Origin of the sequence: Mycobacterium sp. E1747 (genome assembly GCF_001667775.1) — a bacterium.
In the GTDB taxonomy this organism is placed as follows: domain Bacteria; phylum Actinomycetota; class Actinomycetes; order Mycobacteriales; family Mycobacteriaceae; genus Mycobacterium.
The window spans coordinates 1-13789 of record NZ_LZJI01000094.1 but is presented as its reverse complement, the minus strand read 5'-3'; the positions used below and the strand labels follow the sequence as shown (position 1 = coordinate 13789).

At 68.4% G+C, this 13789-nt stretch carries 11 protein-coding genes and 2 pseudogenes; 8 read left to right on the top strand and 5 right to left on the bottom strand.

The window, feature by feature from the left end; all coding sequences use genetic code 11:
* A pseudogene (locus tag A5695_RS09765) lies at window positions 1–198 on the top strand (IS630 family transposase); the annotation flags it as partial.
* On the opposite strand, the gene A5695_RS09760 reads toward A5695_RS09765, so the two are convergent.
* On the bottom strand, window positions 195–1562 hold the full coding sequence (locus A5695_RS09760) for an FAD-binding oxidoreductase (RefSeq protein WP_068080398.1): 1368 nt from the start codon (window positions 1560–1562) through the stop codon (window positions 195–197). The pseudogene A5695_RS09765 and the gene A5695_RS09760 sit on opposite strands and share 4 nt — an antisense overlap.
* A 65-nt stretch (window positions 1563–1627) precedes the next feature.
* Between A5695_RS09760 and A5695_RS28990 the strand changes: the two genes are divergently transcribed.
* From A5695_RS28990 to A5695_RS09740, 4 genes are all read left to right on the top strand, one after another.
* The gene (locus tag A5695_RS28990) at window positions 1628–2221 is read left to right on the top strand and encodes an SHOCT domain-containing protein (protein WP_068080396.1); all 594 of its coding nucleotides are present in this window, start codon (window positions 1628–1630) and stop codon (window positions 2219–2221) included.
* 236 nt (window positions 2222–2457) lie between these two features.
* Window positions 2458–3285: a uracil-DNA glycosylase gene (locus A5695_RS09750; protein ID WP_068080394.1), complete on the top strand. Its 828-nt coding sequence runs from the start codon at window positions 2458–2460 to the stop codon at window positions 3283–3285.
* Window positions 3282–4400 carry an FAD-binding protein gene (locus A5695_RS09745; protein ID WP_068080392.1) on the top strand — a complete coding sequence of 373 codons (1119 nt, stop codon included), beginning with the start codon at window positions 3282–3284 and terminating at the stop codon, window positions 4398–4400. The genes A5695_RS09750 and A5695_RS09745 overlap by 4 nt, the downstream gene beginning before the upstream one ends.
* A gap of 117 nt (window positions 4401–4517) precedes the next feature.
* Window positions 4518–5549, top strand: coding sequence for an LLM class flavin-dependent oxidoreductase (locus A5695_RS09740; RefSeq protein WP_068080390.1), 1032 nt, complete (start codon window positions 4518–4520; stop codon window positions 5547–5549).
* A gap of 4 nt (window positions 5550–5553) precedes the next feature.
* Here the strand turns inward: A5695_RS09740 and A5695_RS09735 are convergent, their stop codons facing one another.
* The 3 genes and pseudogenes from A5695_RS09735 to A5695_RS09730 all read right to left on the bottom strand — a co-directional run bounded on the left by A5695_RS09735 (window position 5554) and on the right by A5695_RS09730 (window position 10092).
* Window positions 5554–9477, bottom strand: a complete 3924-nt coding sequence (locus A5695_RS09735; protein WP_082945965.1) for a bifunctional diguanylate cyclase/phosphodiesterase — start codon at window positions 9475–9477, stop codon at window positions 5554–5556.
* A gap of 90 nt (window positions 9478–9567) precedes the next feature.
* Window positions 9568–9660: pseudogene (locus A5695_RS28395) on the bottom strand (nitroreductase/quinone reductase family protein); the annotation flags it as partial.
* A gap of 6 nt (window positions 9661–9666) precedes the next feature.
* The gene (locus tag A5695_RS09730) at window positions 9667–10092 is read right to left on the bottom strand and encodes an HIT family protein (RefSeq protein ID WP_068080388.1); all 426 of its coding nucleotides are present in this window, start codon (window positions 10090–10092) and stop codon (window positions 9667–9669) included.
* A 37-nt stretch (window positions 10093–10129) separates the two neighbouring features.
* On the opposite strand from A5695_RS09730, the gene A5695_RS09725 reads away from it, so the two are divergent.
* From A5695_RS09725 to A5695_RS09715, 3 genes are all read left to right on the top strand, one after another.
* Window positions 10130–11521: an amidase gene (locus A5695_RS09725; protein ID WP_082945964.1), complete on the top strand. Its 1392-nt coding sequence runs from the start codon at window positions 10130–10132 to the stop codon at window positions 11519–11521.
* An 80-nt stretch (window positions 11522–11601) separates the two neighbouring features.
* Window positions 11602–12747 carry an adenylate cyclase regulatory domain-containing protein gene (locus A5695_RS09720; RefSeq protein WP_156749553.1) on the top strand — a complete coding sequence of 382 codons (1146 nt, stop codon included), beginning with the start codon at window positions 11602–11604 and terminating at the stop codon, window positions 12745–12747.
* A gap of 279 nt (window positions 12748–13026) precedes the next feature.
* Window positions 13027–13611 (top strand): hypothetical protein, encoded by a 585-nt coding sequence (locus A5695_RS09715; RefSeq protein WP_068080386.1) that lies wholly within the window; start codon window positions 13027–13029, stop codon window positions 13609–13611.
* 36 nt (window positions 13612–13647) lie between these two features.
* Here A5695_RS09715 and A5695_RS27450 read toward each other — a convergent pair.
* On the bottom strand, window positions 13648–13789 hold a 142-nt coding region (locus A5695_RS27450; RefSeq protein ID WP_197515432.1), incomplete at its 5' end, for a sensor domain-containing protein.

Genomic DNA, 13789 nt, shown 5'->3' with positions numbered 1-13789 from the left:
CGCTGGTTCGCCGAACTGACCACCAAGAAGCTACGCCGCGGCACCCACACTTCGGTACGCCAACTCAACACCGACATCCGCGCCTGGATCCAAACCTGGAACGACAACCCCCGCCCCTACATCTGGACCAAAACCGCCGACCAAATCCTCGAATCCGTAGCCAACTACTGCAAACGAATTAACGACTCACGACACTAGATGCCCGCGCCCGGGTTCAGGATGCCGTGGGGGTCCAGGGCCTGCTTGATGCGCCGGTTGAGATCCATCACCTCCGGCCCGAGATAGCCCGCCAGCCACGGGCGCTTCAACCGGCCGACGCCGTGCTCGCCGGTGATCGTGCCGCCGAGCCCGACGGCGAGGTCCATGATCTCGCCGAAGGCGAGATGGGCCCGCTCGGTCATCGCCGCATCCGCGGGGTCGTACACGATCAACGGGTGGGTGTTGCCGTCACCGGCGTGGGCGATCACCGAGATGGTCAGGTCACGGTCGGCCGCGACTCCCGCGATGCCGGTAACCAACCGGCCCAACGCCGGCAGGGGCACCCCGACATCCTCGAGCAGCAGCGACCCTGTCGCCTCCACCGCCGGAATGCAGAACCGGCGGGCGACGACGAACGCCTCGCCCTCGTCGGGATCATCGGTCGAAAAGAGTTCCGTCGCACCGCTTTCCGCGAAAACCGCGGCCATCACCGAAGCGTCCTCGCTGCCCGCGCGCCCCCGTTCATCGGAACCGGCCACCAGCATGGCGGCCGCGCCCCGATCCAGGTCCATGCGCAGGGTGTCCTCGACGGCGTTGATCGCCACCGAATCCATGAACTCCAGCATCGAGGGGCGCAACCGCGCGGTGACACCGAGAACCGCCTCGACGGCCGCCTCGACCGTCGCGAAAGACGCCACCACGATGCTGGACGCGTTCTGCTTGGGCACCAGCCGCAACGTGACCTCGGTGACGACGCCCAGGGTGCCCTCGCTGCCGACGAAGAGCTTCGTCAGCGAAAGCCCCGCCACGTCCTTGAGTCGTGGGCCACCGAGCCGGACCGCCGTACCGTCGGCCAGCACCACCTGCATGCCCAGCACATAGTCGGTGGTGACGCCGTATTTGACGCAACACAGCCCACCGGCGTTGGTGGCGATGTTGCCGCCGATGCTGCAGATCTCGAACGACGACGGGTCAGGCGGGTACCACAGGCCGTGCTCGGCGGCCGCCTTCTTGACCTCGGCGTTGAACAAACCGGGCTGACAGACCGCAGTGCGGGTCACCGGGTCGACGGTGATGTCGCGCATCTTCTCCGTCGACAGCACGATGCCGTTGTCAAGCGCCGTCGCCCCGCCGGAGAGGCCGCTGCCGGCCCCGCGGGTCACCACCGGGACTCCGTGCGCACAAGCCCAGCGCAACACCGTCTGCACGTCTTCGGTGCGACGCGGGCGAACCACGGCCAACGGCTTGCCGGCCGACGGGTCGAAGGCGCGGTCCTGGCGGTAGCCCTCGGTGACGGTCGGGTCGGTGACGACCATGCCGTCGGGCAGGCCGGCAATCAGCTCGGCCAGGACGTCAGCGCTCACGAACCGATCCTACGGGCCCCTCTGCGCTGTACAGTTGAGCGATTCTGGCGAAAGGCGGGTCAGAAGTGTTCGGACGCAGAGATCTGAGCAAAGTCGGCATCCGCGCGTTCGCGGACGTCCTCGCCGCCGAGCAGTCGGCGATTGCGGTCACCATCGGCAACCCGAATCTGGTCGGCAATACCGAGGTTCGGTGGAAGCTGCACCTGCGCATCATGCCCGACGCCGAACCGCCATTCGAGGTCAATGTCACTGCGTTGTTACCTCAGCTGAGCCCGCCGCGTCCGGGCACGCGGCTGCCGGTGCTCTATGACCCGAAGGACCACAGCCGCGTTCAAGTCGACCACCGGCCGGCCGCCACCGCCGATGCCGCCATCGACGCCGTGACCGCGGCGCGCCCCGACCTGTCGGGCGCCCAGGTGATGGGCATGCCGATGACCGACGTCATCCGGCGGGCCATCGCCGACCCCACCGCCTTTCGGGAAGAGATGATGCGACGCGGGGCCGAGATGCAGCAGCAGGCGTTCGGCGCGGCGATGCCGGCGCCGCAAGCCCAGCAAGACCCGATCGATCGGCTCGAGCGGCTGGCCGCGCTGAAGGACCGCGGCCTGCTCACCGACGACGAGTTCGAGCAGCAGAAACGCCGAATCCTGGGCGAGTGACTCACGGCGGCGACTGCCGGCTGGTCCCGAACGCCGGCGCGCGATCCAGTTCCCGCAATGACGGCAATGCGCTGGCAACCAGCCCGAAGAGCAGCATCGGCACCGCCAACGCCAGGAAGGTGACCTGCGTCCGGCGGCATCCGTGAAAGGGCCGGTACGAGCAGGCCCACCGGCCTGGCTGATCCGCGGCCCAACCACCGAATATTCGGGGCGTTCGGCCGTCGCGCGCCGGCTGGCTGCAGGATGTTCATGTGCTCGTCCACCCTCGTACCGGCCAGGCGTTCGATTCTCCAGTGGTCCCCGGCACCGGTTGGCCGGGCGATCCGGCGACCCCGCTAACCCCAATGGCCGCCGACGCCACACAGGTCGCCGCTTTGGCCCCTCGGGCCGTGTCGATCCCCGAACTCGACGCCTTGATCAGTGTCTGCCGCGCGTGCCCGCGGCTGGTCGACTGGCGCGAGGACGTCGCCGCGCTGAAGCGCAGAGCCTTCGCCGACCAGCCCTATTGGGGCAGGCCGGTGCCGGGCTGGGGCTCGGAACACCCGCGGCTGCTAATCGTCGGGTTGGCGCCCGCCGCGCACGGGGCCAACCGGACCGGACGCATGTTCACCGGGGACCGGTCCGGCGATCAGCTGTACGCCGCGCTGCACCGGGCCGGGCTGGCGAACCAGCCAACCAGCGTCGATGCCGCGGATGGGTTGCGGGCCAACCAGGTTCGGATCACCGCGCCGGTGCGGTGTGCTCCTCCGGCCAATGCCCCGACGCCGGCGGAACGGGACACCTGCTGGCCCTGGCTGGAAGCCGAGTGGCGGCTGGTGTCCGAGCACGTGCGCGTGATCGTGGCCCTGGGCGGGTTCGCGTGGCAAATCGCGTTGCGGTTGCCGGGCGCGTCCGAGATGCGCAAGCCGCGGTTCGGCCACGGGGTCGTGGCGCAATTCGCGCCCGGTGTGCGGGTAATCGGCTGTTACCACCCGAGCCAGCAAAACATGTTTACCGGTAGGTTGACACCAGCAATGCTCGACGACGTTTTCCGGGACGCGAAAAGGCTGGCAGGGATCAAGTGACTGACGTTCTGATTTCCGGCGCCAGTGTGGCCGGTGCAACGGCGGCTTATTGGCTTGGACGGCACGGGTATTCGGTCACCGTGGTGGAGCGCCACCCCGGGCCGCGCCCGGGCGGCCAGGCGATCGACGTTCGCGGGCCGGCGCTGGGAGTGCTGGAACGAATGGGGTTGCTGGCCGCGGCCCAGAAGCGCAAGACCCAAATTCGCGGCGCTTCCGTCGTCGACCGCGACGGTAACGAGCTGTCTCGCGACACCGAGGCGACGCCCACCGGCGGGCCAATCGACAGCCCCGACATCGAGCTGCTGCGCGACGACCTGGTCGAATTGCTTTACGGCGCAAGCCAATGGACGTCCGAGTACATTTTCGACGACACCATCGCCGGCATTGACGACGACGGCGCGGCCGTTAACGTGACCTTCGAACGCGCCCCCGCGCGCCGCTTCGACCTGGTCATTGGGGCGGACGGGTTGCACTCCAACGTGCGCCGATTGGCGTTCGGCCCCGAGGAGCAGTTCATCGAGCGGCTGGGCACCTACGCGGCGATCTTCACCGTCCCCAACTTCCTGGACCTCGACTACTGGCAGACCTGGCACTACGGGGACTCCACCATGGTGGGGGTGTACAGCGCCCGCAACAACACCGAGGCCCGGGCCATGCTCGGCTTCATGGACGCCGACCTGCGGATCGACTACCGCGACGCCGAGGCGCAATTCGCCGAGCTCGAACGGCGGATGGCCGACGACGGCTGGGTGCGTCCCCAATTGCTCGAATACATGCGCAGCGCGCCGGACTTCTACTTCGACGAGATGTCGCAGATCAAGATGGACCGCTGGTCGAAGGGCAGGATCGCGCTGGTCGGCGACGCCGCGTACTGCTGCTCGCCGCTGTCGGGTCAGGGCACCAGCGTCGCCCTGCTGGGCGCCTACATCCTGGCCGGCGAGCTCGCCGCCGCGGGCGACGACTACGAACTCGGCTTTGCCAACTACCACAAAGAGTTCAACGATTACGTCAAGCGCAACCAATGGCTGGTCGTCGACAACATTCCGGGTGGGGCACCCATCCCGCAGGAGGTCTTCGACCGCATCGTCAGCTCGATCACCCTCAAGGACGACTGAGCGTCCCTTCGGCCGAGCAGACGCAAAATCATCCGACACGCCGGGCGGGCGCGCGATTTTGTGTCTGCTCGCGACAAGGCCGGGAACGTTCGCGGGCCGAGAGGCGTTGACAGCGACGTGCGTCTTTCTGTCCTTGACCTCGTGCCGGTGCGCACCGACCAGACGACCGCCGATGCGCTGGCGGCGACAGTGCAGCTGGCCCAGGCCGCGGATCGGCTTGGTTTCACGCGTTACTGGGTCGCCGAGCACCACAACATGCCGTCGGTCGGCGCCACCAGCCCACCGGTCCTGATCGCCTATCTGGCTGCGCAAACCACGCAACTGCGACTCGGGTCCGGAGGTGTGATGCTGCCCAATCACGCGCCGCTGGCGGTGGCCGAGCAGTTCGCGCTGCTGGAAGCCGCCGCCCCCGGCCGCATCGACCTCGGCATCGGCCGAGCGCCCGGCTCCGACCCAGTGACCTCCTACGCGCTGCGCGGCAGCCGCGGCGACGAAGACATCGAGAATTTCCCCGAATACCTCGACGACGTGGCGGCGCTGATGAGCGCACGCGGCGTCGTCGTGCCGCTGCGCTCGGGGGATTACCGGCTCAAGGCCACCCCGGCCGCCGCCGGCCAACCGCGCCTGTGGTTGTTGGGATCGTCGATGTACTCGGCGCACCTGGCCGCCGCCAAGGGACTGCCGTACGTGTTCGCGCACCACTTCTCCGGCCAAGGGACCGAAGAGGCGCTGAAGGTCTACCGGTCCCGGTTCAAGCCGAGCGCCGTGGCCGCCGAGCCGGTGACGTTCCTGACGGTGAACGCCGCCGTGGCCGAAACCCGCGACGAGGCAACGGCATTGATGCTGCCCAACCTGCAGATGATGGCGAAGCTGCGCACCGGCCAGCCCCTCGACCCGCTGCCGCTGGTCGAAGAGGCCGAAAGCGCCGAGCTGACGCCGCAGCAGCAGCACATCGTCGACAGTGGGCTGCGGCAAGCGGTCCTCGGAACGCCCGCGGAGGCCGCCGAACAACTGCGGGCGCTGGCGCAACGGTTCGACGTCGACGAGGTGATGGTCAACCCCGTCGCCTCGGCGCACCGCGGCACCGACCCGGCCACCGCGCCGGCCCGGGTCGCGACGCTGGAATTGCTGGCCAAAGAGTTGTTCTGACTCCTCAGTCGGTCACGGTCGATCGCTCGGAGTCGACCGGTCCCGCGAGCGCGCTCCTATCGATGATCCAGCGCCGCAGTTCGTCCGGCGGCAACGGCGGGCTGTGCACGAAACCCTGGGTGATGGTGCAGCCGCACGCGCGCAGCGCGCTCAGGGTCAGCTCGTCCTCGACCCCCTCGGCCACGAGGTCGGCGCCCAGGTTCTGCGCCAGGTCCACGGTGGACTGCACGATCGCCACCGAGCGGGGATCCTGGGCCAGCCGCGCCACGAACCGCCGGTCGAGTTTCAACTCGTTGACCGACACGTCCTGCAAGCGGGCCAGCGACGACCACCCGGTGCCGTAGTCGTCCAGCGAGATGCGAACCCCCAGCAGCTGCAGGGCGGCGACGGTATCGCGGGACCGCTCCGAATCGACCAGTGCGCTCTCGGTGATCTCGACGATGAGCGCGTCGGGGGGCAAGCCGTGGTCCCGCAGCAGCCGCTCGATGGAGACCGCCAGGTCGAGGTCGAGCAGGTTCGCCGTCGCCAGGTTAACCGCGACGGTCAGCGCGATGCCCTGCTCGCGCCACGACCGAATCTGCTCGAGCGTCATGTTGATCGCGCGATGGGCCACCGCGCGCATCAAACCGGCGCGCTCCGCGGCGGGCAGGAACACCTCCGGCAGCAGCAGCCCACGGGTCGGATGCTGCCAACGCAGCAACGCCTCCACGCTGTGGACGCTCCCGTCGGTCGCGTTGACCTTGGGCTGATAGTGCAGTATCAACTGGTCGTCGTCGTCCAGCGCGGCGCGCAGCTCCCCTACCAGGTTGGGATCGTGGTCGCGATCGACCTCGAAGGCCGACTCGTACACCGCGATCCTGCTGGCGGCCGACTTGGCGTGCGGGATCGCCGCCTCGGCGCGATTCAACAGCTCCTGCGGATGGTCGCAGTGGTCGGGGTAGAGGGCGATGGCGATGCAGGCATCGATCTCCACGCTGATCGCGTCGAGTTCGAACGGGATGCCCATGCCTTCGAGCAGCCGGCCCGCCTGGGCGCGGGCGGCGACCAGGTCCGATCCGTCGCCGAGCAGGATGGCGAATTCGTCGTCACTCACCCGCGCCAGCAGATCGTCGCGACGCACGTTGCGCGCGAGCCGGTTTGCGGTGCGCCACAACAGCTCATCGCCGAAGTGCCGGCCGACCGAGTGGTTGATCTCCCGCAACTTGTGCAGATGCAGCAACAGCAGCGCACGCCGCGACGATGCCTGGCCCGACGACGCCGAAGCCGACAGCGCCGTCAGCGACGTCGCCATCGACCGCCGATTGGGCAGCGTGGTCAATTCGTCGGTCATGGCTTGCTTGTGACTCTCCGCCAGCATGCTGACATCCCGAAAGCTCACCGAGAAGCGCGCGGCGACCGCGACGAGGCTTAGCGCAGCGAGGGTCGAAGCGAGCCGCGAATTATGCCCCAGGATGGCGACGCCGAGCGCCACGACGGTGCACGTCACCGGCACCGCGTAGGAACCGAGTCCGCGCCGTGCCGCCGGTATCGCCGACGACGAACGGGCCCAGCTGGCCATCGCCACCAAGAGCGACGACGCCGGCCAGAGTGCGTCCAGCGCGGTGCCCGCCCGGTAGGAACCCGCCGAGGTTTCGAAGAGGTACGCGGTGTCGGCGACCGCGAAGCCCACCAGTCCTGCGACAAGCAATCCCCAGCGAAACTCGCTGCGCCAGCCCAGGACCGGCAGCATCCCCACGGCCAGGGCCAGCAGCACGAGATCGCCCCACGGGTAGACCAGACCCACCAGCACGGTCGCCGGCGTCCGGGCCGCGGCGGCGTGCATGGGTCCGGCCCGCAACGCGGCGGCCAGCGCGGCAATGGCCAACGCGCACACCAGGGAATCGAGGCGGATCGGCATCGGCACCCGCTTCAGGTGCGATCGCATCAGCAGCAGGATCCCGGCATAGACGAACGGATAGAACGCCAGGTATGCGGGGTCGGCGACCGACGGTGAATGCGCGTTAGGCACCCAACACGCATAGACGACGTCACCGAGCGCCGAGAGCGCCATGCCGGCCGCGACCATCGACCACGCAACCCGGTCGGCCCTGAGGCGGTATGCGCGAATGGCGATCAAGCCGGCCGCCACCAGGTTCAACGCCGGATATAAGGATTTGACGAAGAAGACGCTGTGGCCGGCATCCGGAAAGAGGGCGCTGGCCGCGGTGAAGGACAGCACGCCAATCATCAAGGAGGCCAACGCAATCCGGATCGCCGTTGGTGGCCATCGAACCCCGTCGAGGGCATCCTGCGGTTGTGCCGATTTCGGTGTGGTGAGGTCGGCGGCTCGCCTGAGCTTCGGGCCGGTGCTCGCCTCCACGACGGTGTCCGCCGCCGGGTCCCGCCCGGTCGGCTGGTCGACCGAAAACGAGTACGAGAGCGGCAAATCGGGCACGAAGCTGCGAACGCATTGGCCGCCTTCGCGTTTGGCTGTATACATGGCGAGGTCGGCGTGGCGCAGGAGCTGCTCTACGCTGCATTCCGACGCGGCCGTGGCCACCGTGAAGCCGACGCTCGGTCGGACCGGTATGGGAACGCCGTCCACCAGGATCGGGGTATAAAACGCCTCGAGAACACGATGCGCCGCCTCCCGCAGGTCCTCGACGGAACCCTCGCGTAGCACCGCGAATTCGTCACCACCGAGACGAGCGATGACGCACTGGTCGCCCAAGGTGGCGGTGAGCCGCGCGGCCACCCGAACCAGCAGTTCGTCACCGGCGGGATGACCGAGCGCGTCGTTCACCGATTTGAAATTGTCGAGGTCCAAAAACAGCATCCCGATGGGCGCGGCGTCGCGTTCCCGACGGGCGACGGCCTCTTCGAGCCGCTGCAGGAAGTAGGCCCGATTGGCCAGGCCGGTCAGGCTGTCGCGGAAAGCTTCCCGCGCGACCTCCGACAACAGGCTCTGGTTCTCCATCAGAACCACGAACTGCCGGAAGAGCACCGCGGCCACCAGGATTCCCAGCGCGAACAACAGCGGCCCGTGCGCCATCAGCCCCACCGCGTGCGCCAGTCCGACCGCGCAGGCCACCACCAGTGGCAGATATGGCAACCACAGGCGGGTACGCGACCGGATCTCGTCGCTGCGTGACGCCGGCAAGGGCGACTCGTTGACACTGGCCAGTGCGGCCAACGCGATCAATCCCAACCCGGCCACCCTGCCCAGGTCCACCAGAGCGCTGACCTGGTAGGTGCCCACCCCGCTGCGGAACACCGTCGCGATGTCGGCGATGCTGATCGTCGCCACTCCGCCGGCCACCAGATTGCGGCTGGGGATGTCACCGGTCACGCCCCGGGCCAGCAGCAGGATGGCGATCGTCAACAGGACGACGTCGTTGAAGACCTCGGGGAGCGTCGTCAGCCGCGAGCCGCTGTCCACCCGCAGTTGCTTGTCGAGCACGAAGACCCAGGACACGACGAACAACGATGTCGCCACGATGAGGCCGTCCAGCACCAGTCGTCGCGGGCTACGACGGGACAGGCGCGACAACAACATCAGCGAGGCCATGGCGCCGAACGGCCAGAAAAGCAGCACGATCTCGGCGGTGGCCGGGTGTGTCGCATGTGCCAGCACCGGACGCACCTCGTAGACGGCCCAGATGACCTCACCGACCGCCCAGCCCAGCAGCGCCGTCAGCATCGCCAGCCAGCCGAACCTGTGTCGTCCGGTCGCGGAGCGGGCCGCGTAGCCGGCACATGCCGCCCCGAGCAGGAGGCAGAGCGCCAGCACGATCTCGTCCACCGGCCGGGTCGCGTAGGCGCCCTCCCAGCCGGCGATCGACGACGTGACCACCAGCGTGGCCGCCAAAGCGTAGGTGCCGAGGAGGAGCCAACCCAGACGCGGGGGCAGCCCTAACCGCCGCCACGGATTTCCCGTCCAGGGTTTCATGCCCGCTCCAGCCCGATCGCGTCGTGTGGTGAGCAACCGAGGAGTTCACCGCGCGTTACAGGAGAATAAACCTCCGCGCGGCGTTCGGGGTCAACGCCGCGTGAGTACTACAACCGGGATCGGCCGCGACGTTTTCTCCTGGTAAGCCGTGTAGCGGTCCCCATTGTTCTTGTTGACGCTCTGCTGTTACTAGCTGGCGTCGATGCGGGCCAGGGCCGAACGCAGGATCTGCGCGGTGGCGTCCCGGTCGGGGTCGCGCCGCAGCAACATGCCCTTGGCGACCGACAGCTTGTCGCCGTTGCGCCGGGGCAGCACATGCAGGTGGATGTGGAACACCGTCTGGAAGGCGGCGCTGCCGTCGTTGATGGCGATGTTGGTGGCGTCGGCCAATTCCGTCGCGCGGGCTGCGCGGGCGATCCGCTGGCCGAGGGTGACCATGCCGGCCAGCGTTTCCGGGGGTGTGTCGGTGAGGTCCACGCTGTGCTGTTTGGGGATCACCAGGGTATGACCGCGGGTGAACGGCCGAATGTCGAGGATGGCCAGGTAGTCGTCGTCTTCACAGATTCGGATGGCCGGGGCCTCCCCGGCGACGACCGCACAGAACACGCAGGACATATCGCCCACGGTACTGGCCGGGGGATACGCTGCCGCAGTGGACGCTCGCGACGTGGCCTTTGCCGGCGCGGCCGCTCAGGTGAGGATGCTGGCCGACGGTGAACTGACGGCTCCCGAGCTGCTCGAGATCTATCTGGACCGCATCGCGCGGATGGACAGTCAGCTGCGCTGCTACCGCGTGGTGCTCGCCGACAGCGCGCGCTACGAGGCCGCCGTCGCGCAGGACCGCCTCGACGCCGGGGAGCGGCTCCCCCTGCTCGGCGTGCCGATCGCGATCAAGGACGACGTCGACGTCGCCGGCGAGGTGACGACCTACGGCAGCGGCGGACACCGGCCCGCCGCGACGTCCGACGCGGAGGTGGTGCATCGGCTCCGCGCCGCGGGCGCCGTCATCATCGGCAAAACCAATGTGCCCGAGCTGATGATGTTTCCCTACACCGAATCGCTGACCTTCGGTGCGACCCGCAACCCTTGGAACCCCAGGCGCACCCCGGGCGGCAGCAGTGGCGGCAGCGCAGCGGCGGTGGCCGCGGGCCTCGCTCCGCTGGCGCTGGGATCCGACGGCGGCGGCTCGATTCGCATTCCGGCGATTTGGTGCGGCCTGTTCGGCGTCAAACCGCAACGAGACCGGGTGTCGTTGGAGCCGCACGACGATGCCTGGCACGGGCTGAGCGTCAACGGCCCGCTGGCCCGCTCGGTGCTCGATGCCGCGATGTTCCTCGATGCGACGTCGACGGTGCCGGGGCCGGAGGGGGAGTTCGTGGCCGCCGCGACCCGTGCCCCCGGAAGGCTGCGAGTCGCCCTGAGCACCAAGTCCCCGACGCCGCTGCCGGTCAGGGTCGGCAAGGAGGAACTCACCGCGGTCGAACAGGCCGGCGCGTTACTGCGCGACCTGGGCCACGAAGTGATCCACGCCGACCCCGACTATCCGCCGACGGCCGTCATGACCAATTACCTGCCGCGCTATCTGCGCGGCATCAGCGACGACGCCGATTCGCTGCCGCATCCCGAACGCCTGGAAGCGCGCACCCGCAACCTGGCCCGCGCCGGCTCGTTCTTCTCCGATCAACGCATGACGGCCCTTCGCGATGCGGAGCCGGCGCTGACCGCCCGGATTCAATCGATCTTCGACGACGTCGACGTCGTTCTCACGCCGGGCAACGCGACCGGCCCCTCCCGCATCGGCGCCTACCAACGACGCGGCGCGGTGTGGACGCTGCTGGCGGTGGCGCAGCGCGTGCCCTATCAACAGGTCTGGAATCTGACCGGACAACCCGCCGCGGCCGTGCCGTGGGACTTCGACGGTGACGGCCTGCCGATCGCCGTGCAGCTGGTGAGCCGGCCGTACGACGAGGCGACGCTGTTGTCGCTGGCCGCGCAGATCGAAACCGCCCGGCCGTGGGCGCACCGGCGACCGCCGGTGTCATAGCGGCTTCGCCTCAGCGAGTGCGCCGACCCGCATCGTCCGGCTTTGCCGCCCTCGCGATCGGCGCGTTGTACGTTGGCGAAGTGGAGGACGACGGTCACGTCGGCGCCGGTCGGCACATCGAGGACCTGCTCGACGGACTCGAGGGCAGTGCACGCACCGAGCGGGCGGAACTGGTGGAGTGGCTCCTCGAGCAGGGCATCACTCCCGACGAGATCAGGACGACCAATCCGCCGCTGCTGCTGGCCACCCGCCACCTCATCGGTGACGACGGCACCTACGTGTCCACCCGAGAGATCAGCGAGACCTACGGGATCGACCTGGGGCTGTTGCAACGAGTGCAGCGCGCGATCGGTCTGGCCCGCGTCGATGACCCCGATGCCGTCATCCACATGCGCGCCGACGGTGAAGCCGCCGCCTATGCCCAGCGGTTCATCGAGCTGGGCCTCGATCCCGAGCAAGTGGTGCTGGTGGTGCGGGTGCTCGCCGAAGGCCTGTCTCGCGCCGCGGAAGTCATGCGCTACACGGCGCTTTCGGCGATCCTGCGACCCGGTGCCACCGAGCTGGAGATCGCCAAGGCATCGAAGGCGTTGGTGGGCGAGATCGCGCCCGAGCTCGGGCCGCTGATCCAGCACATGTTGTTCATGCAGCTGCGCCACATGATGGAGACCGAGGCGGTCAACGCCGCGGAGCGCGCTGCCGGCCAGCCGCTGCCGGGGGCGCGCCCGATCACCGTCGCCTTCGCCGATCTTGTCGGTTTCACCCGGATCGGCGAAGTGGTATCGGCGGAAGAACTGGGGCATCTGGCCAACCGGCTCGCGGCGCTGGCCCGAGACATCACCGTCCCGCCGGTGCGGTTCATCAAGACGATCGGCGACGCGGTGATGTTCGTTTGCCCCGACCCGCTGCCCATGCTCGACGTGGTGTTGAAGCTCGTCGACGCGGTCGACACCGACAACGATTTCCCGCGGCTGCGGGCGGGCGTGGCCTCGGGCATGGCGGTGAGCCGGGCGGGGGATTGGTTCGGCAGCCCGGTCAACGTGGCGAGCCGGGTCACCAGTGTCGCGCGACCGGGAACGGTGCTGGCGGCGGATTCGCTCTGGGAGACGATCGGCGAGACCGGCGAGTTCAACGGCTCCTTCGCCGGTGCGCGCCGCCTCAAAGGCATCAAGAACGAGGTGAAGCTGTTCCGAATTCGGCGCGGAGACGGGTCCAGCGGCGACGGCTGACCGGATGTACTGCCGACATGGGCAGGCCCGGACGACGCTAGGGGGCGTTTGACTCCGTCATGCGCGGGTCCTACGCGGCCGGTTTTCTACCCTGACTTCCGGCGCTTGGAATTGGTCGTTTCCGGGCCTGCTTCGCTACCAAAAATACAACTTTGATCAGCCCATATCAACGGGTTCTGGACGGTCGGGCGCGGCTTGCGGCCGGTCCCCGGCACAGCGATCGGTTCGCCGCGGGCGAACACCGTTCCCTCACCGATGTAACGATGTAATCATGTAATTATGAAATCGCATCACACGCACGGCCGGCGCTACGGCCGCCCCGGCGGCTGGCAGCAGGCCCAGCAACCCGACGCCAGCGACGCCGCCGAATGGTTCGCCGGGCGACTGCCCGAGAGCTGGTTCGACGGCGATCCGACGGTCATCGTCGACCGCGAAGAGATCACCGTCATCGGACGGCTGCCTGAGCTCGAGGGCTCGGCGAAAGAAGAGAGCGAGGCCCGCGCCGAAGGACGTGCGTCGCGGTTCCGTGAGGAAAGCCGTTCGGAGCGGATGCGCATCGCCGACGAGGCGCAGGATCGCTACGGCCGCAAGGTTTCCTGGGGCGTCGAGATCGGCTCGAAGTCCGGCACGGAGCGAATCCTGTTCACGCACATCGCGGTACCGGTGATGACGCGCCTGAAGCAGCCGGAGCGGCAGGTCCTCGACACGCTCGTCGACGCCGGCGTCGCCCGGTCGCGCGCCGACGCCCTCGCCTGGTCGGTCAAGCTGGTCGGCGAGCACGCCGAGGAATGGCTGGCCAAGCTGCGCAGCGCCATGTCGGCCGTTGACGACTTGCGCGCGCAAGGACCGGACCTTCAGTCGTAGGCGAAAACCGCGCTGCGCCTGCCGGTGCAGGGCTCGCTATGCGTTGTTGACTTTCGCGACGATCTTGTCGACGATTTGGCTGCCCTGATCGCTGATGTGGTAACCGCACGCGTTGACGTCGACGATGACGTTGTTGGCCGCGCTCATCGCGCGCTGGCACTCCCAGCCCTCGGCGCCT

What these genes read in the sequence shown, in the direction of transcription:
- A5695_RS09735 (WP_082945965.1), bottom strand. Translation starts at nt 9,477, where the DNA reads ATGAAACCCTGGACGGGAAATCCGTGGCGGCGGTTAGGGCTGCCCCCG.
- A5695_RS09730 (WP_068080388.1), bottom strand. Translation starts at nt 10,092, where the DNA reads ATGTCCTGCGTGTTCTGTGCGGTCGTCGCCGGGGAGGCCCCGGCCATC.
- A5695_RS09715 (WP_068080386.1), top strand. Translation starts at nt 13,027, where the DNA reads ATGAAATCGCATCACACGCACGGCCGGCGCTACGGCCGCCCCGGCGGC.